This window comes from Ruegeria sp. HKCCD6647-2, from assembly GCF_057221075.1.
Map to the genome: position 1 here is coordinate 78,147 of NZ_JBWVBD010000004.1, position 20,760 is coordinate 98,906.

General features: G+C 56.8%; 24 protein-coding genes. 14 read left to right on the plus strand and 10 right to left on the minus strand.

Annotated elements, in window-relative coordinates:
* Positions 1–47 precede the first annotated feature (47 nt).
* Genes AC2TDJ_RS11805 through nthA form a run of 3 tightly spaced genes read right to left on the minus strand, consistent with a single transcriptional unit; the run spans position 48 to position 1,668 of the window.
* Positions 48–383, minus strand: a complete 336-nt coding sequence (locus AC2TDJ_RS11805) for a nitrile hydratase accessory protein (protein ID WP_480842409.1) — start codon at positions 381–383, stop codon at positions 48–50.
* Complete coding sequence (gene nthB / locus AC2TDJ_RS11810) at positions 380–1,057, minus strand: nitrile hydratase subunit beta (protein WP_480842411.1); 678 nt, start codon at positions 1,055–1,057, stop codon at positions 380–382. Before nthB ends, AC2TDJ_RS11805 begins: the two co-directional genes overlap by 4 nt.
* Entirely contained in the window at positions 1,054–1,668 is a 615-nt protein-coding gene (gene nthA / locus AC2TDJ_RS11815) for a nitrile hydratase subunit alpha (protein ID WP_480843027.1), read from the minus strand. Before nthA ends, nthB begins: the two co-directional genes overlap by 4 nt.
* Positions 1,669–1,818: 150 nt before the next feature.
* Here nthA and secG point away from each other — a divergent pair, with 150 nt between their 5' ends.
* The 4 genes from secG (at position 1,819) to AC2TDJ_RS11835 (ending at position 5,230) form a co-directional block, all read left to right on the plus strand.
* A complete protein-coding gene (gene secG / locus AC2TDJ_RS11820) occupies positions 1,819–2,181 on the plus strand; it encodes a preprotein translocase subunit SecG (protein ID WP_480843028.1) in 363 nt (120 codons plus the stop codon).
* Positions 2,182–2,341: 160 nt separating this feature from the next.
* Positions 2,342–3,985 carry a CTP synthase gene (pyrG, locus tag AC2TDJ_RS11825; RefSeq protein WP_480842413.1) on the plus strand — a complete coding sequence of 548 codons (1,644 nt, stop codon included), beginning with the start codon at positions 2,342–2,344 and terminating at the stop codon, positions 3,983–3,985.
* Positions 3,986–4,090: 105 nt separating this feature from the next.
* Positions 4,091–4,867: an isocitrate lyase/PEP mutase family protein gene (locus AC2TDJ_RS11830; protein ID WP_480842415.1), complete on the plus strand. Its 777-nt coding sequence runs from the start codon at positions 4,091–4,093 to the stop codon at positions 4,865–4,867.
* A 69-nt stretch (positions 4,868–4,936) separates the two neighbouring features.
* Positions 4,937–5,230: a DUF1330 domain-containing protein gene (locus AC2TDJ_RS11835; protein WP_480842416.1), complete on the plus strand. Its 294-nt coding sequence runs from the start codon at positions 4,937–4,939 to the stop codon at positions 5,228–5,230.
* 93 nt (positions 5,231–5,323) lie between these two features.
* Here AC2TDJ_RS11835 and AC2TDJ_RS11840 read toward each other — a convergent pair whose 3' ends face one another.
* Positions 5,324–6,268, minus strand: coding sequence for a methyltransferase domain-containing protein (locus tag AC2TDJ_RS11840; protein WP_480842418.1), 945 nt, complete (start codon positions 6,266–6,268; stop codon positions 5,324–5,326).
* Positions 6,269–6,393: 125 nt separating this feature from the next.
* On the opposite strand from AC2TDJ_RS11840, the gene AC2TDJ_RS11845 reads away from it, so the two are divergent.
* The 7 genes from AC2TDJ_RS11845 to AC2TDJ_RS11875 all read left to right on the plus strand — a co-directional run bounded on the left by AC2TDJ_RS11845 (position 6,394) and on the right by AC2TDJ_RS11875 (position 11,510).
* Positions 6,394–6,843 (plus strand): tellurite resistance TerB family protein, encoded by a 450-nt coding sequence (locus tag AC2TDJ_RS11845; protein WP_480842420.1) that lies wholly within the window; start codon positions 6,394–6,396, stop codon positions 6,841–6,843.
* 20 nt (positions 6,844–6,863) lie between these two features.
* Positions 6,864–7,301: a tellurite resistance TerB family protein gene (locus AC2TDJ_RS11850; protein WP_480842422.1), complete on the plus strand. Its 438-nt coding sequence runs from the start codon at positions 6,864–6,866 to the stop codon at positions 7,299–7,301.
* 5 nt (positions 7,302–7,306) lie between these two features.
* Complete coding sequence (locus tag AC2TDJ_RS11855) at positions 7,307–8,050, plus strand: phosphate/phosphite/phosphonate ABC transporter substrate-binding protein (RefSeq protein WP_480843029.1); 744 nt, start codon at positions 7,307–7,309, stop codon at positions 8,048–8,050.
* Between the two features lie 128 nt (positions 8,051–8,178).
* A complete protein-coding gene (locus tag AC2TDJ_RS11860) occupies positions 8,179–8,955 on the plus strand; it encodes an ABC transporter ATP-binding protein (RefSeq protein WP_480842424.1) in 777 nt (258 codons plus the stop codon).
* Between the two features lie 32 nt (positions 8,956–8,987).
* Positions 8,988–9,737 (plus strand): transporter substrate-binding domain-containing protein, encoded by a 750-nt coding sequence (locus AC2TDJ_RS11865; protein WP_480842426.1) that lies wholly within the window; start codon positions 8,988–8,990, stop codon positions 9,735–9,737.
* A gap of 82 nt (positions 9,738–9,819) precedes the next feature.
* Positions 9,820–10,707 (plus strand): ABC transporter permease, encoded by an 888-nt coding sequence (locus AC2TDJ_RS11870; RefSeq protein WP_480842428.1) that lies wholly within the window; start codon positions 9,820–9,822, stop codon positions 10,705–10,707.
* Positions 10,704–11,510, plus strand: a complete 807-nt coding sequence (locus AC2TDJ_RS11875; protein WP_480842430.1) for an ABC transporter permease — start codon at positions 10,704–10,706, stop codon at positions 11,508–11,510. Before AC2TDJ_RS11870 ends, AC2TDJ_RS11875 begins: the two co-directional genes overlap by 4 nt.
* 10 nt (positions 11,511–11,520) lie before the next feature.
* On the opposite strand, the gene AC2TDJ_RS11880 is transcribed toward AC2TDJ_RS11875, so the two are convergent.
* A complete protein-coding gene (locus tag AC2TDJ_RS11880) occupies positions 11,521–12,330 on the minus strand; it encodes a M90 family metallopeptidase (protein WP_480842432.1) in 810 nt (269 codons plus the stop codon).
* A 754-nt stretch (positions 12,331–13,084) separates the two neighbouring features.
* Here AC2TDJ_RS11880 and AC2TDJ_RS11885 point away from each other — a divergent pair.
* Positions 13,085–14,299 (plus strand): DegT/DnrJ/EryC1/StrS family aminotransferase, encoded by a 1,215-nt coding sequence (locus AC2TDJ_RS11885; RefSeq protein WP_480842434.1) that lies wholly within the window; start codon positions 13,085–13,087, stop codon positions 14,297–14,299.
* A 3-nt stretch (positions 14,300–14,302) separates the two neighbouring features.
* On the opposite strand, the gene AC2TDJ_RS11890 is transcribed toward AC2TDJ_RS11885, so the two are convergent.
* The 4 genes from AC2TDJ_RS11890 to AC2TDJ_RS11905 form a co-directional block, all read right to left on the minus strand.
* Positions 14,303–15,061 carry a trypsin-like serine peptidase gene (locus AC2TDJ_RS11890; RefSeq protein ID WP_480842436.1) on the minus strand — a complete coding sequence of 253 codons (759 nt, stop codon included), beginning with the start codon at positions 15,059–15,061 and terminating at the stop codon, positions 14,303–14,305.
* Positions 15,062–15,069: 8 nt separating this feature from the next.
* Complete coding sequence (phaR, locus tag AC2TDJ_RS11895) at positions 15,070–15,624, minus strand: polyhydroxyalkanoate synthesis repressor PhaR (RefSeq protein WP_480842438.1); 555 nt, start codon at positions 15,622–15,624, stop codon at positions 15,070–15,072.
* Positions 15,625–15,759: 135 nt separating this feature from the next.
* Entirely contained in the window at positions 15,760–16,206 is a 447-nt protein-coding gene (locus tag AC2TDJ_RS11900) for a phasin family protein (RefSeq protein WP_480842440.1), read from the minus strand.
* Between the two features lie 130 nt (positions 16,207–16,336).
* Positions 16,337–18,139: a PHA/PHB synthase family protein gene (locus AC2TDJ_RS11905; RefSeq protein WP_480842441.1), complete on the minus strand. Its 1,803-nt coding sequence runs from the start codon at positions 18,137–18,139 to the stop codon at positions 16,337–16,339.
* A 112-nt stretch (positions 18,140–18,251) separates the two neighbouring features.
* Between AC2TDJ_RS11905 and phaZ the strand changes: the two genes are divergently transcribed.
* Together phaZ and AC2TDJ_RS11915 are read left to right on the plus strand one after the other, a co-directional pair.
* Positions 18,252–19,523, plus strand: a complete 1,272-nt coding sequence (gene phaZ / locus AC2TDJ_RS11910; RefSeq protein WP_480842443.1) for a polyhydroxyalkanoate depolymerase — start codon at positions 18,252–18,254, stop codon at positions 19,521–19,523.
* A 5-nt stretch (positions 19,524–19,528) separates the two neighbouring features.
* A complete protein-coding gene (locus AC2TDJ_RS11915) occupies positions 19,529–20,113 on the plus strand; it encodes a DUF6151 family protein (protein WP_480842445.1) in 585 nt (194 codons plus the stop codon).
* A gap of 24 nt (positions 20,114–20,137) precedes the next feature.
* Here the strand turns inward: AC2TDJ_RS11915 and AC2TDJ_RS11920 are convergent, their stop codons facing one another.
* Entirely contained in the window at positions 20,138–20,752 is a 615-nt protein-coding gene (locus AC2TDJ_RS11920; protein ID WP_480842447.1) for a hypothetical protein, read from the minus strand.
* Between the last annotated feature and the right edge of the window lie 8 nt (positions 20,753–20,760).

The following is a 20,760-nucleotide window of genomic DNA, read 5'->3' on the forward strand; positions in this document are numbered from 1 at the left end:
TATCCCGGGGGAGTCGTCCGGAACGGACGGCGGGGGCAGCGCCCCCTTTACGAGCCAGCCAGACGCACCGGTTGCCCATGGGGCGTCTTCAGATAAGCTTCTTCCCAGGCCCTGGTGAATGCCGACACATCCTCTGGGGACGCGCGCCCCTGCTCCGCCAGCAAACTCTCAAGTGTTTCCAGCCAAGCGTTGAAATAATCCTCGCCACCGTCCAGTTCCCGATCGAGTCCATGTCGTCTCAATGTGTCGGAAAATCGGTCGGCCCAATCGGGCCAGCCGAAGCAACCGGCCTCGTTCAGCGCAACCGTGACGGCAAAGACCTGCGCATGCCAAGGCTGGGCGAAAACAGGTTCCGGAGCCGAATACGTGACGCAACTACTCATGCCCGCTCCAGATAAGATTGCCAAAGATCCAGCACCACCTCGTCCCCGGGATGTTCCGGCGCGGCCCAAAGCTCGGAGGCCGGGAATGCCACGGCATAAAGCGGCTCTGGTGACTCGCCCAAGCCATGGGCATTGGAATCCGGCAAGACGTGGGTGCCGTGCAGCCGAACTATACGGCCTTTTGCCCCTGCCGCGTAGACCGGCAGCCGCGTGTGCCCGCCATCCACCATCCGGCTCGCGGCTGGGTGTATTGTTTGAACTGCCTGTCCAATTTCAAACTTTACGGCGACATTCGATGGTCGGACCGCCGGACCTCCTTTTGCCAACGCAGCAGCAACGGATTCGGCTTTCAGCGCACGCGCGGCCAATGGATGTTCCCCGCTATCGTTCGCACCGCGCAGATCATCCAGCGTCAACACGCCTTTTTCGACCAACAGATCCGCCAGGCCCGCGATCCACTTCTCGTAATAGGAAAACCTTGCATAGTCCTTTGGTGACAGACGCTCGCGCGCGTGGCGGGAAGTGTCGATATTCCATTGCCCCAGAAACCCCGAAGCCAGTGTCACTGCCAGCGCCCGTGCATGCCAATCCTCTGAAAAAACTGGTGCATCCTCAGCTTCGGGGCAAATCGGACCATCGCCAAAACGCCCGCCCATGTCATGAACGCGGGTCATGATGGCACCTTTGCCAAACCTGTTCCGATCATGCTGTCGCGGGTCACGAGCAGCGCAAGTTCATCTTCGTCCAGCCCTTCTGTGCCCTCAGGGCGCATCGGCAAGACAAGATAACGAATCTCAGCCGTCGAATCCCAGACACGAACCGAGGTGTTCTTGGGCAGGGTCACGCCAAACTCGGCCAGCACTTTGCGCGGTTCGCGTACGGCGCGCGCGCGGTAGGCGTCGGATTTGTACCATCCCGGAGGAATACCCAGCAGCGGCCACGGGTAGCAACTGCACAGCGTACACACGACCATGTTGTGCTGCTCCGGAGTGTTTTCGACCACAACCATATGCTCACCCTGACGACCGTAGTAGCCAAGATCGGCGACCACCGGCGTTGCATCTTCCAGCAGAGCCGCCTTGAAGACAGGATCGCTCCAGGCTTTTGCGACAACACGCGCGCCATTTTGCGGACCGATCTTGTTCTGATAGGTGTCGACAATCTCATCCAGTGCAGCCGGATCAATCAACCCCTTGCGGGTCAGAATCGTTTCCAGCGCCTTGACACGGAGCGCAGGTTCAGGCGGCAGCAGAGCGTGCGGGTGGTCGTGATCGTCATGAGGCATTGGCGTAGCCTGCGTCACGGATTGCCACCCTGTCCAGTCCCTTTGCCGTGATCAGGCGTATCACGGGTCGTGATGACAACTCCTCCCTTGCCCCCGATGGCAAACTTGCATAAGTACCACGCGATACACGCCACGCTGTACAGGACCACCATGGAAAACGTCGTTCTAATCATCCACCTTCTGTTGGCCCTGGGCCTGATTGCCGTTGTTCTGATGCAGCGGTCCGAAGGCGGTGGCCTGGGCATGGGTGGCGGCGGTGGTGCCATGACGGGCCGTGCGGCAGCGACGGCACTGGGCAAACTGACCTGGCTGCTGGCCGCGTGTTTTATCGTAACCTCGATCACGTTGACCATACTGGCCGCACAGAAGTCATCGGGCAGCTCGGTTATCGACCGGCTGGGCATTCCGGCTCCGGCCCCGGCTGAGGAAGCCACACCGGCGGTTCCGTCCGCAGATGATCTGCTGCCTCCGACACAGGGCGACAACGCGCCGCTGATTCCCCAGGCGGACTGATCCACAAAACCTAGAAACTTGAAAGAGAGCTGCAACAGCATCTTGCGGTTCTCTTGCGCATTTTGCGCGAATCCTTTATACGTGAAGTCCCGTGATGCAGCGGTTTTTTGGAACCGCCGGGCAGTTGATAATGACGTCTCACGGGAGCAGCCGAAAAAACATGGCGCGTTTTATTTTCATCACTGGTGGTGTTGTTTCGTCCTTGGGCAAAGGACTGGCTTCAGCGGCCTTGGGCGCATTGTTGCAGGCACGGGGATACTCGGTGCGTCTTCGCAAACTTGACCCGTACCTGAACGTTGACCCCGGCACTATGTCACCGTTTGAGCATGGCGAAGTGTTTGTCACCGATGACGGAGCCGAAACCGATCTGGACCTTGGCCATTACGAACGTTTCACCGGTGTGGCGGCGCGCAAAACCGACTCGGTCAGTTCGGGCCGGATTTACTCCAACGTGCTGGAGAAGGAACGCCGCGGCGACTACCTCGGCAAGACCATTCAGGTGATTCCGCACGTCACCAACGAGATCAAGGATTTCATCGCCATCGGTGAGGATGAGGTCGATTTCATGCTGTGTGAGATCGGCGGCACCGTGGGCGATATCGAGGGCTTGCCCTTCTTCGAGGCCATCCGTCAGTTCAGCCAGGACAAGCCACGCGGACAGTGCATCTTTATGCACCTGACGCTACTGCCCTACATCAAAGCCTCCGGCGAGCTGAAAACCAAGCCGACCCAGCACTCGGTGAAGGAACTGCGCTCGATCGGTCTGGCGCCCGACATTCTGGTTTGCCGCTCCGAAGGTCCGATCCCGACCAAAGAGCGTGAGAAACTGGCCCTGTTCTGTAACGTCCGCCCGGACAGCGTGATTGCGGCGCAGGACCTTTCCACCATCTACGACGCTCCGCTGGCCTATCACCGCGAAGGGTTGGATCAGGCAGTTCTGGACGCGTTCCAGATCAGCCCTGCCCCCAAGCCCGATCTGGCAAAATGGGAAGACGTCAGTGACCGCATCCACAATGCTGAAGGCGAAGTGAAAGTCGCCATTGTTGGGAAATACACTCAACTGGAAGACGCCTACAAATCGATTGCCGAAGCTTTGACCCATGGTGGTATGGCCAATCGCGTCAAGGTCAAGGTCGAGTGGGTCGATGCCGAGATATTCGACACCGAAGACCCGGCCCCGCATCTGGAGGGCTTCCACGCGATCCTCGTACCCGGCGGTTTTGGCGAACGCGGAACCGAGGGCAAGATCAAGGCCGCGCAATATGCCCGTGAACATAAGGTGCCATACCTAGGCATCTGTCTGGGTATGCAGATGGCAGTGATCGAAGCAGCCCGAAACGCGGCGGGCATTGCCGAGGCGGGCTCGGAAGAGTTTGATCACGAGGCCGGAAAAAAACGTTTTGAACCCGTAGTTTACCACCTCAAAGAGTGGGTGCAGGGCAACTATAAAGTGCAGCGTGGTGTAGATGACGACAAGGGCGGCACGATGCGTCTGGGCGCTTATAACGCCGTTCTGGCCGAAGGCTCGAAAGTGGCCGAAGTTTATGGCGGCACCAATATCGAAGAACGCCATCGCCATCGCTATGAGGTGGACATAAAATATCGTGACAAGCTGGAAAAAGCGGGCCTGAACTTCTCGGGCATGTCCCCCGACGGACGCCTGCCTGAAATCGTCGAATGGTCCGATCATCCGTGGTTTATCGGTGTTCAGTACCATCCGGAGCTGAAGTCCAAGCCGTTTGAACCGCACCCCTTGTTCCGCGATTTCGTGCGGGCTGCGAAAGAGACCTCACGACTGGTCTGATCAATCCTGCAGGTCACCGCAATGTGACAGCCGCCGCGAAAACAACTATACGCGGCCGCCCGTTACGAGGTTAACTGTCAGCAAATCGCTGACAGGAGACCGACCATGACAGATCAGAACACACGAGCAGAAAACTTCACCGCCCTGCACAAAAAGGGTGACCCTGTCATCCTATTCAACATCTGGGACGCTGGCAGCGCCGCCGCGGTGCGGGATGCGGGTGCAAAAGCAATTGCAACCGGCAGCGCTCCGGTTGCCATGGCGCAGGGATTCGCTGACGGGCAGAACATCCCGTTGGAAACGGCGCTGGACAATGCCCGCCGAATAGTTGGCGCTGTGGATGTCCCAGTGACCCTGGATTTCGAAGGAGCCTATGCCGAAGACGTACCCGGCATCGCTGCTAACGTAAAGCGCGCGCTTGAAACCGGCGTCATCGGTTTCAATTTCGAAGACCAAATCGTTGGCACCAAAGAACTTTATGACATCGAAACCCAGGCGGCGCGGGTCAGCGCGATGCGTGAGGGGTGCGACGCAGCGGGTATTACTGCTTTCATCAATGCACGAACCGATATTTTCCTCAAAGCGCACCCTGACACTCACAGCGAGGCGATGCTTGATGATGCTGTCGCGCGCGCCAAAGCTTACGAAGAGGCTGGAGCCAGCGGTTTTTTTGCCCCCGGTTTGAAAGACGAAGCGTTGATTGCTTCGCTTTGCGATGCGACTGATCTGCCAGTGAACATTATCGCCCTGCCCGGAACACCGGATACGCCCACTCTGGCCAAGCTTGGTGTAGCACGTGTCAGCTATGGCCCTGTGCCTTACAGACAGATGGTGGCATGGTTGCAGGACAAGGCGCGCGAGGCATTGCAAGCATCTAACTGAATTCCATTTCGGGATTGCAATTCGGCGATATCCTCAGCACCCTGCGCTAAAATTGCAGGAGGATGCCACTTGGCCAAAGGATACTGGGTTGCTCATGTCGACGTGGACGACATGGAAGCATACAAGAAGTACATCGCTGCCAATGCTGCCCCGTTCGCGGAATATGGGGCAAAATTCCTGGTGCGAGGCGGCGAGCGCATCGAAAAGGAAGGTCAGGCCCGTGCCCGCACGGTTGTGATTGAGTTCCCAAGTTACGAACAAGCTCTGGCCTGTTACGAGAGTGACAGTTATCAGCGGGCCAAAGCTTTGCGCGATCCGGTGTCGACCGGAGAATTGGTGATTATTCAGGGCTATGACGGGTAAGTCATAACTCTCGACAAACCCGATTGAGGCTTTTGTCCACGAAACTTGGCAAAACCCGTGCCGCAACGCCTCCTCAGCGAGCGACACCAAGCATTAACGCTGCTTTTTTGCCCGTCTGCGCGACAGCCTTCTGTTGTTCAGCCTTTTTACTATTCCTAACGGGTTCGATCGTGTGCAGTCGGCTCTCTCATTCCACAGGCGATGTAGCAGATTCCGACGAAAAGCTTCATATTCCTCGGCATTCATCCCAGGGACTTCTGCTGCTGGCTTCTCTAGCTTGATCAGGAACTCAATCCCGACAGGATCACCAACTTCTACGACGGAGAGAGACGTGAGGCCCAAATATCGGCAGTCTTCGAGCATCAATTGAGCTGAACTTGGCGTCATGACCGAACAATGTACGTCAGCATATGGGCTATCTGCGTCAGTCTTTTGCCAGCGCGTCCAGAGCGCAGCCGGATCATTCTGTAACCTCAGAGAGGCGGTCTCCGTTTTGTTGCTGACCGGAAGCACTGCGTCTCCCTGCGCCTCAAAAGCCAAAAAGTAGTTCGAGTCGAAGACCTGTCTGGCCGTTGGCTTCTGCCGGTCTTCGTGAAAAGCTTCCAGCCATTCAGAAAGCACAGTGGGCGGGCGAAAATAATCGAAACAAAGCCGACCATCCGGTACGTGCATGATCAACTGCCCGCCGGGCTTCAACAAAAGCTCGCACGCTTGCAGAAACTTAATTGGATTAGGCAGATGCTCGAAATTGTGCGAGCTGTAGATGTAATCGAAAGTCCCGAATTCGTGCTGAGGAACCGTCGAAGCAAGTTCCGTCGCACTGCCGACATAGTCCACCTCTTCAATCAACCCGTACTTGTCCGACGCGATTGACGGATCATTTTTTGCGTTCTCCATCAAATCTTTAGCAGGAAAAACGTCAGCGGATTTGGAGTTGAACCCTTTGGACTTTGGAACAAGCGGATTGAACCATGGGGCAATCTCCAAACCTTTTTGAGTTTTGCGCAGGCCCAGCGCTGAGGGAGATCGTTTTACCAAGTGCAAGATCCTTTGGAATACAAGATGGGCGACACGCCGCCACTTGAGCGTACGCTGGTTGCTCCGGTACGGTGTTACTACATTTCATACTTGGCCAAGCTCTCAGTGTCGATTAGGTGTTTGGTATGCTAAAGAAACTCTTTCAGGCCTTTCGACCGCCTCAGAACACGACCCTGCCCGACCCTGACGCCGAACTGGCCCTGGGGGCATTGATGGTGCGCGTGGCGCAGGCGGATCGGGATTACAAACTGGAAGAAATCAGTCTGATCGACCGCATCCTCGCCCGCCTCTACCAGCACAATGCGATAGAGGCCGCCAAGGTTCGCGCCACATGCGAGAAACTGCACGCTGCCGCGCCTGAAACCGATACGTTTGGCAAGCTGATCCGCGAAACCACGGACCTGCAGGAACGACTGGCTGCACTGGATGCGCTGTGGGAGATTGTCCTGGCCGACGGCAACTCGGACGAAGGCGAGATCAAGATCGTCGAAGAGGCACGTGCCGCAATGGGCCTCAGCTACAATGACAGCAAGGCCTCACGCGAGCGGGTGCAAAGCCGCTTGGAAGCCAGCTAAGCTGCGTCTATATCTTGCGTATGTTCAAGGATTTCCTGTCCCGGCTTACGCAGCCTCAGCCCGACCCGCTTGTTGAAGATGACGCCCGACTGGCCCTGACTGCCTTATTGGTTCGCATTGCCAGATCCGACAACGATTATGCCGATACCGAAATGGCCCGGATCGACCGGATTTCAGCCCAGCGTTACGGCTTATCTCCATTCGAAGCCGCGTCCCTGCGTGCCCGTGCCGAGGATCTGGAGGCCGAGGCCCCTGATACCGTCCGTTTCACCCGCGCTATCAAAGAGGCAATCGAATACGATGATCGTCTGGCCGTGGTGCAGGCGATGTGGTCGGTTGCGCTGGCTGACGGGCATCGAACGGGAGAAGAGGATTCGCTGCTGCGACTGGTGGTCAGCCTTTTGGGCATCAGCGACGTGGATTCGGCCTTGGCCCGGCAGAAGGCTGAAAAATCGTGACGGCGATGCTTGGCATGTACGACATGCCTGCCTTGCAAGCCGCCAATGACAGTTTCTGGACGCTGATTCGATACCACCTTGGGTACGGCCCCACAAAACTTGACCGTGATCGCGACTTCTGGGACGTCTGGATGGACCCGGGGTTGGTATTTGCACAAACCTGCGGTATGCCCTACCGAACCCGCCTGCATGGCAAGGTTCAATTGGTTGGTACACCGGATTACGGACTAACTGGTTGTCCGCCGGGGTATTATCGCTCGATCATCGTCGCGCGGCGGGATGATTCCCGCGATCTGGATCAGCTTGCCGAGGGTGTTTTTGCCTTTAACGAGGCCCTGTCTCAATCCGGCTGGGCCGCGCCCATGGTTCACTTTGGCAAGCACAGCAAAATTCCTAGGACAATTCTGGAAACCGGTGGGCACGCTTTGTCGGCTCAGGCAGTCGCGGAAGGACGTGCAGACTATGCGTCGTTGGACGCGCTGACCTGGGAATTGCTCAAGGAACATAGCGATCTCGGCGCAAAGCTACGCGAAACTGCTGCCACGACTCCGACCCCCGTACTGCCCTACATTACTGCCAATGGACAGGATGCGCGCAGTGTCGCCCGCGCTGTGCGTGACGCCATCGGAAATTTGTCACGCACCGAGCGGGAATTGTTGCATCTGTGCGACCTGATCGACATCCCGGCGGAACACTATCTGGCCGTACCCAATCCGCCCGCGCCAGAGGCCATCCTGCGCAATCCCTGACCGATTTGACCAAAACCTCTGGTCATTTTGGAGGTTTCAGGTCCGGAACGTGTCATTTGCGCATTGCATTGGACGATTTTTTCAGCCCTAGTACCGCACCAACACAACCAACAATGCCTGGATCGCCCGTGACAGAGACCGCGCCCGTAATCGAGATCAAGAACCTGCACAAAAGCTTCGGAAATCTCGAGGTGTTGAAAGGGGTGGACATCACGGCGCATCGCGGGGACGTCGTTTCTCTGATCGGATCGTCCGGGTCAGGAAAATCGACCCTTCTGCGCTGCTGCAACCTGCTGGAGGACAGCCAGGAAGGCGAGATTCTGTTCAAAGGCGAACCTGTAAGCTGGACCGGTAACCACAACCATCGCCGTCCGGCCGACCCCAAACAGGTGCTGCGCATTCGCACAAACCTGTCAATGGTGTTCCAACAGTTCAATCTTTGGGCTCACATGACGATCCTTCAGAACGTGATGGAGGCACCTGTGACCGTTCTGGGCCGCGACCGGGCCGAGGTCGAGGACAGCGCCCGCAAATACCTTGAGAAAGTGGGCATCGGCGACAAATGCGATGTTTACCCGGCGCAGTTGTCCGGCGGCCAGCAGCAGCGCGCGGCCATCGCCCGCGGACTTTGCATGGAACCCGAGGCGCTGTTGTTCGATGAACCGACCTCAGCGCTCGATCCCGAGCTGGAACAGGAAGTGATCAAGGTTATCAAGGATCTGGCCGCCGAAGGCCGCACCATGATCATCGTGACCCATGACATGAAGATGGCGGCTGACATATCCAGCCATGTCGTGTTTCTGCATCAGGGCCTGATCGAGGAAGAAGGCACACCCGAAGATATTTTCACCACCCCTGAATCCAAACGGCTTCAGGGCTTTCTCTCCGCCACTCAGGCGGCATAATCTACGGACAGAACCAATAAGGGGAGTAACCAATGAAAAACCTGATTCTGACCACCGCAGCACTGGCGCTGACTGCCGGTATCGCTATGGCCGACACCGTTCGGATGGGAACCGAGGGCGCATACCCTCCGTACAACTTCATCAACGATGCGGGTGAAATCGACGGATTCGAGCGTGAAGTTGGCGATGAGCTGTGCAAGCGCGCCGGTCTGGAATGCGAATGGGTCAAGAACGACTGGGATTCGATCATCCCGAACCTGGTTTCGGGCAACTACGACACCATCATTGCCGGTATGTCGATCACTGATGAGCGGGACGAGGTCATCGACTTCACTCAGGATTACTATCCTCCGACCGCGTCGGCCTATGTCGCAACCTCTGATGCGGCGGACGTGACCGGCGGCATCGTTGCGGCCCAAACCGCGACCATTCAGGCGGGCCACGTCGCCGAATCCGGTGCGACTCTGGTTGAATTTGCCACACCGGAAGAAACCATCGCCGCTGTTCGCAACGGCGAAGCCGATGCCGTTCTGGCGGACCGCGATTATCTGGTCCCGCTGGTCGAGGAATCGGGTGGCGAACTGGTATTCGTAGGCGACCCGGTTCCACTGGGCGGTGGTGTTGGCATGGGCTTGCGTGAAAGCGACGGCGAACTGCGCGGTAAGTTCGACGAGGCAATCACCTCGATGAAAGCTGACGGCACGCTGAACGAAATGCTGATCAAGTGGTTTGGTGAAGGCATCTCCACCTACAGCGCTGACGGCTCGGTCGTCACCAACTAAGCACTCCGTTCAAAGGTCCGGCGCCATTTGCGCGCCGGACCAACCCGGCTAATCACCGGGCTTGACGTTCGAAAGACGCCTTATGTTCTCCTACTGCGCCGATCCTGACACACTGGGCACGTTTCGCTGGTTTTCATGTTACCTGACCAACGGCGTCCACTGGTCGTTTTACCTGTCGTTCGTCAAGGTTCTGGCCCTGCTGGCCGTAACCGCCCCTGTCGCATTGGCTTTCGGGTTTGGCGGTGCCATGGCTGCACGGTCGCATTTTCCACCGCTCAGTTGGTTGGGCAAAGGCTACATCGCCATCGTCCGGGGTGTTCCGGATATCGCGTTCTTCCTGTTTTTCGTCATCGCCCTTGATCAGGGATTCGAATGGATCCGCCACAAGGTTTTGTGCCCCGAATGGACCGAGCCCGTTCGCCAGGGTAATGACTTCCTCGTGTGTCAGGCAGCCAAGTTACCTTTGGGCACTGCCCCGGAATGGGTGCACGAGACCTATGGCTTTTTCCTCGCCGTCATCACATTTTCCATCGTTTTTGGCGCCTTCGCGGCAAACGTTCTGTTCGGCGGTATGCGCGCCGTCCCTCATGCACAACTGGAAACGGCCGAAGCTTATGGCATGACCAGACGCCAGACCTTCTGGCGCATTCTTGTGCCCCAGATGTGGGTCTATGCGCTGCCCGGTCTCAGCAACCTGTGGATGGTGCTGATCAAGGCGACACCGTTGCTGTTTCTTTTGGGCATCGAAGATATCGTCTATTGGGCCCGCGAACTTGGCGGGACCAAGACGTCGAAATTCACCCAATACCCGCATGGTGACTGGCGCATGTGGTACTTCCTGTTTTTGCTCATTTTCTACCTTGGCATGACGCGCGTGTCGGAGATCGGGCTTGAAAAGCTTATGCGCCGCCTGTCCCACGGCCAGGCCACATCCGGCGGCGAGTTGCTGCGCAAGGAGACCACTGCATGAGCTGCTTGCAAACCATCCAGGACTACGGCCTGCGTTCGATCGGGATCGGCGAACGTTTGTTGCCGAGAACCGATTTTACCCTGTGTGAACAGTTCACTCTGATCGGTTCGGGAATGATCTGGAACGTCTATTTCGGCATCATGGCGCTGGCGACCGGGTTCTTTCTTGCAACCGCACTGGCCGTAGGCAAGGCATCGACCAACAAGTGGCTGCGCAAGCCCGCCGAGTGGTTCATCTTCATCTTCAGGGGCTCGCCCCTCTTTATCCAGTTCTTCTTCGCCTATTTCTTCTTCCTGTCGCTGAAGAAGACCTATCCGATGTTCGACGCCTTCACCTCGGCCTGGCTGGGGGCGTTGATCGTGCTGTTCCTGAACACCGCCGCCTATTCGGGCGAGATTTTCTACGGCGCGCTGCGCTCGATCCCCAAGGGTGATATCGAGGCGGCAGATGCCTATGGGATGTCCGGGTGGTCCCGCTTTCGCCGTATCGTCTGGCCGACCATGCTTCGGCTAGCCTGGCCCGCCTACACGAACGAAGCGATCTTTCTGTTCCATGCAACCACACTCGTCTTTTTCTCGGCCTTTCCTGCGTGGCAGCAACGGGGTGACGCGCTTTATTACGCCAGCTATTTCGCGGACAAGACGTTCAACCCGTTCGTCCCTTACCCGATCCTGGCATTCTATTTCATCCTGCTAACGCTGGTCATCGTCTGGGGATTCGGGCTGGTCAATAAACGACTGAACCGCCACCTGCCAGCCGAGCGGAAAGCCAAGATGCGCTTCCGGTTGAATCTGGCGCGTTAAGGGTCGGACCTTACTGCCAGGTGACGGGGTCGAGGTGAAACAGCTTGGACAGCTGAGCGTATACTTCGGGAACCTCATGCTTCAACGCTTGGGGCCTTTCAAAGAACACCTCGACTGAAACCGCAAAGAACTCTTCGTGCCCTGTTGCCCCATAGGGGTCGATAACCGTGTGACGGCCGCTCTCGACGGCCCGAACATGGGCGTCATAGGCTGTAAGGAATGCGTGTTCCCACTCGGTAAAGCTCTGACCTTCGCTCAGGATCGGCACGCCATTGGTTCCACCGGACAGATCATCGATCTGATGGGCAAACTCGTGAAAAACAACGTTCTGTCCATCGTGATCATCCAGCGCGCCCTGATTGCTGTGCGCCCAGGACAGAATGACAGGACCCCGGTCCCAGCTTTCCCCTGTCCGTACGATTTCCTTTTCCGTCACAACGAAACCGGAATGCTTCTGCTGTTTTGATTTGAACGCGTTCGGGTAGATCAGGACAGTTGTCAAATTATCGTACCAAAGCTCGCTGTTCACGACGAGCAAACACGCTTGTGCAGCAATGGAAAGCTCCATGTCTTCTGTAACCTCGAGGCCATCACAGCCAAGGAAATTCACCTGGTTCAAAAACAGGTTTATCTTGCCGTCAAGCTTGCCGCGCAGGTCCTGGGGTAACCGCTGAATGATCGGCACACGACGATAGATGATCTTGCGCTGATGGTCGGTAAGCGGCGCAGAAAGAAGCGCCGCCCGCTTTTGTTTTTTCGACCAAAAGCGATAGCCCAAAACCGCGACGATCAGCAGGACAAGTGCAAGAAACAGTATCATCAGCGAACACTATACGGATCACGCCAAGGGGTACAATTGGCGACGAACCGTCTCCAATCCTGACCGAACAATGGATCGATCATGGCTAGGTGATCGTACTATTTGCGCGATGCGTCGAAACTCCTGGGTTCGGCGTCGCGCACATTGAACAGTCTGTTCAAGTCTCGACAGGTTGCGCTGGCTTTCATTTCGCCTTTGGAGCCAAGTCCAATCGAGCTCCAATTTGTCATGACGGCCATGCTCAATGACGCATCAACGCAAGTTACCTGAACGAAAACTGCGAAGCAAAGGAGTGCCGTCTTCATTTGCAGCCATGCTGGAGAAATGCGCGGATACTATCTCGAGTAGTCATGTCGGACTTTTAGAAGCCGACATTGACGGCCGCCATGCAAAAGTTCGGCTTGGCCGGACGGCTGCCTGAAAACTGGAGCATTTGCTGTGTCGGCCGCCCCCTGAATTGTCGCCAAGGTCCCGCGTTGGTTTTCGGTGCGGGAACATGACTACATGCTGATGAACGTTTGATCGTGAATTTCAGCCTCCGCCCTTCCAACGATCGATAATCGAGCCACTCGCCAAGCTGGTACGCGGCGATACCAGGGCGGATACCGACGTCACCGGGGGAGGTCATGCAGACAGGTCGACCTTTCGAAAAAGCAACAGTTTGGTGAAATTCCGCTTAAGCGTGCAATGGGGCCTTGGTTTGCTGAATTCATTACTTTATATTTCCAAATAATAGAATTCGGGAAAACCAAATATGACGCTACCACCTAACGTTCATGATGCCGAACCCATCCCCGCAGCAGCACGAGAAGCCATTGACGCCCTGATGCAGTCCGGCGACCTGTTTCGCTATACCGCACCGCAGGACGCGCCGGTTGCCCTTCTCGAGGCCGAATTTGCCGAACTATTGGGCACGAAATACGCTTTGGCGGTGTCCTCCTGTTCCGCCGCGCTGTTCCTTTCGATCAAGGCATTGGGGCTGCCGCGCGATGCGCGGGTGCTGATCCCCGGATTTACTTTCGCAGCCGTTCCGTCTTCGATCGTGCATGCCGACTGCATCCCAGTTCTGTGCGAAGTGGGCGACAATTATCGGATCAACATGGCAGATTTCGCCGTCAAACTGGACGATGTACAGGCGGTGATCATCAGCCACATGCGCGGCCACACATCCGATATGGACGCCATCATGGAGCTGTGCGACGCGCGCAACATCCCGGTGATCGAGGACGCAGCCCATTCACTGGGCACTCAGTGGCATGGTCGCAACATCGGGACCATTGGCAAGGTTGGTTGTTTCTCCTTCCAGTCCTATAAGATGATCAATGCGGGCGAAGGTGGCATCCTGATCACCGACGACGCCGATCTGGTCGCTCGGGCTGTGATCATGTCCGGTGCCTATGAACACAACTGGAAGAAGCACAAAGGCCCGCATGGCGATAACTCGCCAGACCTTGAACAAGCTTTCGCCCGCTGGCAGAACCAACTGCCGCTGTATAACCTGCGCATGAGCAACCTGAGCGCCGCCGTCATCCGCCCGCAGATCCCGGAACTTGCCCGCCGTGTGCGCGACGGCCTCGAAAACCACGACTACGTCGCAGATCGTCTGAACACCTCTCCTTACATCGATGTTCCAGCCCCGCTGGCTCCGGAACGGCGCGCTCCGGATTCGATCCAGTTCAATCTGGTGGGTATGGATGTGGCCGAAACCCGTGCTTTTGCCGAGGCTGCCGAGGCGCGCGGCGTCAAGGTTCAGGTCTTTGGTCTGAGCGAGGACAACGCGCGCGCGTTCTGGAACTGGCAATTCTTGCCGGAACAGGTCGAGCTGCCGCGGACCCGTGCGATGTTGATGAAAGCCTGTGATGTCCGCCTGCCCGTTCGCCTGACGCGGGACGAGCTGGATGTGATCACGGACATTCTGCTGGCGTCGGTCGCAGTTGTCACGGGCCCGATGCCCGTCTACGGCACCTGATTTTCAATCGCCGTTCAGTTCGAACAACCTGACAGATAAAAAAAGCGCGTTGATCCCTTGCGGAGTCGGCGCGATACGCGACAGGATACCAGCCACGGCCACTCCGTGTTCGGTCTCGACAAGCAGTGGGGCACCGGAATCTCCCATCATCACCGGACAGATCGCACGCAATAGCCTTGGCGGCCCCGGATCGGGCTCACAGCTGTTCGTTCGGCTCAGGACATGTGGCCTCAGGCCCGAGTAACCAACCACGAATCCCGGTTGCGTGACCGGATCGATGGGCAGATAGCCCACCGATTGACCGATCGGTTCGGACAGCTCCAAAACGGCCCAATCCAGATCGGCTTGCCCATCGAACGTCCCATCACGTCCCTGTGCGGGCGCTAATCGGTAGTCTTTGATTGTCGAAAACGCTGCAGCTTCTCCGCGTTGATAGCCAGCGGCGAAACGGATGCTCGCTGCGGGAATCCACCGTTTACGAGCACCGTTATAGAGGCAATGCGCAGCCGTCAGGACATGGCGTTCTGACACAAGAACTCCAGTACAATGAAACCGTTGGCTGGTACTGGCAAAATTGACCCGACCAATGGCGCGCCATGGTGATTGAGATGCGTCAATAATTTCACGGGCGCGAATATCGCTACACCCGGCCGCCGCATCCCTGCCCATCGTGCAAACGGGTTCCCAGGTCTCAGTGAACTTCCCCTGCGCCAGCGCTCCCCCTGCCCAGAGAACCGCAGGAAGCAGAAGCGCATACCACATAAGGATCGTCAGCTAAGTTTGGACAGTTTCTGCTGCAATTCGGCCAGCTGTTTCTTGATGTCCGCCAGATCTTCCTTCGGTTCGGACGTGTCTTCCTTTTCGGCATCAGGACCGGACCAGTTCCCCGATAGACCACCCGTCATCGCCTTCAGAAACGCCTGTTGCTGCGCCTGCAACGCCTCGAACCCAGGTATCTGTGACATTGGATTCATGGCGTTCATGTTTTCCATCATCTTGGTCTGGCTTTCGCGAAGCATCTCGAACGAGCTTTGCAGGAATTGCGGCATCATTCCACCGCCCGGCACCATATAGCTGCGTACCAGATCGTTCAGCACATTCACCGGCAAAACATTTTCACCGCGGCTTTCATGTTCAGCAATGATTTGCAGCAGGTATTGACGGGTCAGGTCATCTCCCGTTTTCAGGTCAATAATCTGAACCTCACGCCCATCGCGGATGAACCCTGCGATGTCTTCGAGCGTGACGTAATCGCTGGTCTCAGTGTTATACAGCCGGCGGCTGGCATAGCGCTTGATCAGCAGCGGTTTTTCTTGTTCTGACACCTAGTACCCTCCCCAAGGATGATGCGTTGCAGCAGAGATTATGCGAGCGCAGCACAAAAAGAAAGGGCAGGTCATTCGACCTGCCCGAAGCAATCACACCAAATGGGAGGGTTGGGTGCCGATTGCCGTCGTCGCTTACTTGGTGGTCGCGGCTTTCTTGGCAGCAGCGGTCACTTCGTTGGTTGCCTTCTTGACAGCGGCAGTCGCGTCTTCTGCAGCGTCTTTGCCGGCGGCCATCAGCAGCTCAACGGTTTCGGTCTGCACTTTTTTTGCGATCTCGGCGAATGCAGCCATGTTTTCAGCAGCAACTTCGGCCGACGCGCTTGCGAAGTCGGTTGCAGCCTTGGCGTAGTCGGCAGGCTCTGCCTTTGCTTTCGACATCTCGCTCAGCTTGGCCAGGGTTTCCTTGGTCCACTTGTTCGAGATTTCTGCCGATTTTTCAGCAGCGTCCAGAGCAACGCCCGACAGCTTTTCGTTCAGGGTCGCGGTCGACTTGAATGCGTCTTCCAGAGCGGTTGTGTCAACCGGGAACGCGCCCATCATGTCTTTCAGGGTCGCGGTAAAGTCTTGGGTCTTTGCCATTGTCCTAATCCTTTCAGCCGGTCCGGGCCCACCCCGGGTTTCATCAGCTTGAGGACAATATGATTTCTGCACCGCAGCATTTCAAGTATTTTCTTGCTGCGATGCAGAAAAAATTAGTTTCATAATGAAATCAGCGATTTGCCTTGACCAACACGTAGGTCCCCGGTGCCGGGCACAGACGCGGATGGTCCGAATCGCCGGTATCGCGAGCGGGCACTTGCTTGCCCGAGCGCTTCTTCAGCCAGGCCTCCCACAGCGGCCACCACGACCCTTCGTGGAAATCAGCCTCTTTCAGCCAGGTGTCGGCGTCGGCCTTGAGATCGGGATTGGTGTAATGGCCGTATTTCTTCTTGCTCGGAGGGTTAACAATCCCGGCAATATGACCGGATTCGGACACTACGAAGGTCTTGGACCGCGAGCCCATTTGCTGGACACCACGATAACAATCCTTCCAGGCTGCAATGTGATCGGTTTCGCAGGTAACTGCCATCAAGGGCACGTCCACGTCCTTGATGTGCAGCTTGTGCCCCATCAACTCGAAACCGTCTGCAACGAAATCGTTGCTTTGACACAACCCGCGAAGATATTGCATTGCCATCCGTCCCGGCAGGTTGGCGCCGTCTCCATTCCAATAGAGCAGATCAAAAGCCGGAGGCGTTTCGCCCATCATGTAACTGCGGATGGCGGGCGTATAGATCAGGTCCTTCGAGCGCAGGAACGACATGGTGCGCCCAATGATCCACGCCTTGAGAACGCCGTCTTTGTCAACTTGCTGTTCAATCCCGTCCACAAAATCGTTTTGCAGGAAGGGCGTGAACTCGCCCTGCTCGCCAAAATCCGTGAGCGTGGTAAAGAAAGTGGCTGATTTGATCGACTTGTCGCCGCGCTGCTTGAGCAACGACAGTGTCAGGCTCAGCGTCGTTCCGGCGATACAATAACCGACGGCGTTAACCTGCTTGACCTTGCAAATCTTCTTGGCCTCTTCAATGGCGGTCAGAAATCCTTCCTGAATATAGTCTTCCATCCCGATATCGGCATGGGACTGGTTCGCATTGACCCAACTCACAACGAATAGGGTGTATCCCTGCTCGGTTACCCATTTGATCAGACTGTTCTGGGCCTTCAAATCCAGGATGTAGAACTTGTTGATCCAGGGCGGGAACAAAACAATGGGCGTTTCGTGTACCGTTTCAGTCGCGGGTTTGTACTGGATCAGTTCCATCATCCGGTTGCGATAGACCACATCACCAGGTGTCGTCGCGATATTCCCGCCGATCTCGAAGGCGCTGTCATCAGCCAGCTTGACCACCAGCTCGCCATCGTTGGCCTCAAGGTCGGAAACAAGGTTTTCCAGTCCCTTGATCAGAGATTGCCCCTCGGTCTCGACGGCCTTTTCCAGCGCATCCGGGTTTGTGGCCAGGAAATTCGTCGGCGCCATCATGTCGATAATCTGCTGTGAAAAATAGGCCAGGCGGCGTCTGTCCTTCGCATCCAGATCCTCGACCGAGGCCACGGCCTGTTCGATGGCTTGAGCATTGGTCTGATACTGCTGACGAATGAATCGGAAATAGGGGTTCGTGTCCCACATCGGGTTCGAAAACCGGCGGTCGGGTTTCGAGTTTCCGTCGTCTTCAACTTCGCCGGTGGTCATCGCTCGCTGCGCTTCAGCAAAGTTCAAAACGGATTTGCTCCAGAATTCGACCTGCTGTTCCAACAACTTGGCGGGATTTTGCCAAGCATCGGCCCAATAAGCGGTTGCTGCCTTTGCATAAAGATCTTGATTCGGGCCGTCCAGCGCGGGGGCGTGCGGCGTTTTTCCGGCCATCACCTCGATCAGGCGCTTCGACAACTGCTCGACCTTTTCCATATTTTCTTTAAGGCGTTCAATATGTTCTTCGGTCACCTCGGGTGTCTGACCTTCGCTAGTTGTCATTTTAACAATTCCCCCCTAACCTCGCTGCTATGCAGAATAACGTCGTGGGTGCTGGGGGGCAAAGCGACGAATGGTCCGAACTCTCAGGCTGACACTCAGGAGGCCCCATTTCATGCGCTACATGATGACCTACGACCTGATGGAAACCATGCGCAACACCAATCAGTGGCTTGGCGCAACGGCCAGTGCAATGGCGTCGTTTCCCCAATTCGCGATGATCCCGAACCCGGCGTTCAAATGGATGGCCGCCTGGGGTGAAGTGACGGAACGCACCTTTCAGCGCATGGTCGTAAAGCCCGACTGGGGTATCCGGACCTTTACCTGCGAAGACGGCAAGGACCATCTGGTCGACATCACCACCGTGCTTGAACGCCCATTCGGCGACCTGATCCATTTCCGCGTGAACGGGCGCGAGACCCAGGCCCGCAAAGTGCTGCTGGTTGCACCGATGTCGGGACACTACGCGACGCTTTTGCGCTCGACTGTCAAAAGCCTGCTGGTCAACTGCGAAGTCTATGTAACCGACTGGCATAATGCGCGCGATATCCCTGTGTCCGAAGGCAAGTTCGATGTCGAGGATTACACGCTCTACCTTGTCGATTTTATGAAGGAGCTGGGGCCGGATACCCACGTCGTTGCAATCTGCCAGCCCGCGCCGCTGACACTGGCCGCGACCGCCTATCTGGCCGAGCTTGAACCAAAGGCTCAGCCCAGCACACTGACCCTGATCGGCGGCCCTGTCGATCCGGACGCAACCCCGACAGAGGTTACCGATTTCGGGCGTCGCGTCACAATGGGTCAGTTGGAAGAAACGATGATCCAGCGCGTCGGCTTCAAATACAAGGGCGTGGGGCGCATGGTTTATCCCGGCCTGCTGCAACTGGCGTCATTCATGTCGATGAATGCGGAGCGTCATAGCAAAGCCTTCACCGATCAGATACACCGCGTGATCCGGGATGAAGCGTCGGACCATGATGCCCATAACCGATTCTATGACGAATACCTGGCGGTGATGGACATGACGGCCGAGTTCTATCTGTCCACAGTGGAACGGGTGTTCAAGAACCGCGAAATCGCCCGTAACGAATTTGTCGTGGCTGGGCACAAAGTGGACATCGCAAAAATCACCGACGTGGCGGTGAAATCGGTCGAAGGTGCGAATGACGATATCTCAGCCCCCGGCCAGTGTATCGCCGCGCTGGACCTGTGTACCGGTTTGCCCGAAAGCAAAAAAGCAAGCCATGTCGAACCGGGCGCTGGCCATTACGGTATCTTCGCCGGCCGAAGCTGGCGCGACAATATCCGCCCGCTTGTGATTGATTTCATGAACCAAAACAGCCGCAAGCCACGCCGGAAAGCGGCTAACCAGAACAAAGTTGCCTGACAACCATGAGCGGGAAAAAGGTTGGAGATATCCCCTTTTCCTGCACATGCGGTTCCCTGCAAGGACATATCACCGCTCGGGGCGTGAAGTCCGGAACACATGTCGTGTGCTTCTGCCGCGACTGCCGGGCAGCTCAACTATACTTCGGCCAACCGGACCCGGCGCCGGGACCCGTTGAAATTCTTCAGACCACTCCGGAAGATATCATCATAGAAAAAGGGGCCGAGCATCTGGCCGCAATGCAGTTAAGCCCCAAAGGGATGATGCGCTGGTATGCAAACTGCTGTAACGCACCGCTTTTGACGACCCCGCAATCACCGAAATTTTCCTTTGGTGGATTTATCGTTGAACGCATCGCCGATCCAACACCCTTGGGCCCTGTGACCACGCGAGGGTTCGTTCCTGCCCCAGAAAGGAAACAAAAGCACGAAAAGCTGCAATATGCTGCGATCGGACTTTTCAGGCGCGCCTTGGCATCCCGACTGTCAGGACGCTGGAAAACCTCTGTTTTCTTTAATCGGGAAACCGGTGCACCGACCGTCACGCCGACAATTTTGACCAAAGAAGAACGCGCATCGTTCTACGATTAATCGCAGCCCCGTTCGATCAACGGCTCAAGGATACTGGATGGCTCGGAATGCAGGGAAATCCACGTATCGCTTGCGCCTTTCCGTCGTGCTTTCGTTCGGCTCGGCGCCTGGTCGCAACAGGCAGCCGCGCGGCGCGATATAACTGTCGATGCGCCGCATCGGGATTGGGCGCCAGACGAGGTTGAAAGCGCAGAGCTTGGGAAAGAACCAAATTTCGGAATAGTCCAGATGGTCGTGCATCCACCATGCAAGATCCCGCCAGTCGCGCCCCCGCGCATACCGATCCGCAAACCACGGAATCACGATGGATGCCCCGGCGATCCGGGCTTCGCCCTCACCCCGATCCCAGATATGGCATTCCAGGGGGTGATCATTGCGGGCGCAATTCAGCTTGTTCTCATTGCCGAACCGGTTCAATGACGGCGACCGATAGCCGGAGCGCACGGCAATGCGGCCAAAGGTTTCTTCGAGCGGATCCAGCAGGGTTTCGCAGAACGCCCGGCCGGTTTCGATTGCAAGATCCGGATTCTCGGGGATGTTCTGCCGGGCGTGGAAATTACCGATCTCGGAATACAGGAAATCCCGCATGAAGAAATGCCGGGACAGGCGTATACGGCCGAGCGTTTCGAGGCTCCACATACTGCCCG

Bases quoted from the DNA above. Each gene is read 5' to 3' on its own strand.
- AC2TDJ_RS11805 (WP_480842409.1), bottom strand. From the start codon at position 383: ATGAGTAGTTGCGTCACGTATTCGGCTCCGGAACCTGTTTTCGCCCAG.
- nthB (WP_480842411.1), bottom strand. From the start codon at position 1,057: ATGACCCGCGTTCATGACATGGGCGGGCGTTTTGGCGATGGTCCGATT.
- nthA (WP_480843027.1), bottom strand. From the start codon at position 1,668: ATGCCTCATGACGATCACGACCACCCGCACGCTCTGCTGCCGCCTGAA.
- secG (WP_480843028.1), top strand. From the start codon at position 1,819: ATGGAAAACGTCGTTCTAATCATCCACCTTCTGTTGGCCCTGGGCCTG.
- pyrG (WP_480842413.1), top strand. From the start codon at position 2,342: ATGGCGCGTTTTATTTTCATCACTGGTGGTGTTGTTTCGTCCTTGGGC.
- AC2TDJ_RS11830 (WP_480842415.1), top strand. From the start codon at position 4,091: ATGACAGATCAGAACACACGAGCAGAAAACTTCACCGCCCTGCACAAA.
- AC2TDJ_RS11845 (WP_480842420.1), top strand. From the start codon at position 6,394: ATGCTAAAGAAACTCTTTCAGGCCTTTCGACCGCCTCAGAACACGACC.
- AC2TDJ_RS11850 (WP_480842422.1), top strand. From the start codon at position 6,864: ATGTTCAAGGATTTCCTGTCCCGGCTTACGCAGCCTCAGCCCGACCCG.
- AC2TDJ_RS11855 (WP_480843029.1), top strand. From the start codon at position 7,307: ATGCTTGGCATGTACGACATGCCTGCCTTGCAAGCCGCCAATGACAGT.
- AC2TDJ_RS11865 (WP_480842426.1), top strand. From the start codon at position 8,988: ATGAAAAACCTGATTCTGACCACCGCAGCACTGGCGCTGACTGCCGGT.
- AC2TDJ_RS11870 (WP_480842428.1), top strand. From the start codon at position 9,820: ATGTTCTCCTACTGCGCCGATCCTGACACACTGGGCACGTTTCGCTGG.
- AC2TDJ_RS11875 (WP_480842430.1), top strand. From the start codon at position 10,704: ATGAGCTGCTTGCAAACCATCCAGGACTACGGCCTGCGTTCGATCGGG.
- AC2TDJ_RS11880 (WP_480842432.1), bottom strand. From the start codon at position 12,330: ATGATACTGTTTCTTGCACTTGTCCTGCTGATCGTCGCGGTTTTGGGC.
- AC2TDJ_RS11885 (WP_480842434.1), top strand. From the start codon at position 13,085: ATGACGCTACCACCTAACGTTCATGATGCCGAACCCATCCCCGCAGCA.
- AC2TDJ_RS11890 (WP_480842436.1), bottom strand. From the start codon at position 15,061: ATGTGGTATGCGCTTCTGCTTCCTGCGGTTCTCTGGGCAGGGGGAGCG.
- AC2TDJ_RS11900 (WP_480842440.1), bottom strand. From the start codon at position 16,206: ATGGCAAAGACCCAAGACTTTACCGCGACCCTGAAAGACATGATGGGC.
- AC2TDJ_RS11905 (WP_480842441.1), bottom strand. From the start codon at position 18,139: ATGACAACTAGCGAAGGTCAGACACCCGAGGTGACCGAAGAACATATT.
- phaZ (WP_480842443.1), top strand. From the start codon at position 18,252: ATGCGCTACATGATGACCTACGACCTGATGGAAACCATGCGCAACACC.
- AC2TDJ_RS11915 (WP_480842445.1), top strand. From the start codon at position 19,529: ATGAGCGGGAAAAAGGTTGGAGATATCCCCTTTTCCTGCACATGCGGT.
- AC2TDJ_RS11920 (WP_480842447.1), bottom strand. From the start codon at position 20,752: ATGTGGAGCCTCGAAACGCTCGGCCGTATACGCCTGTCCCGGCATTTC.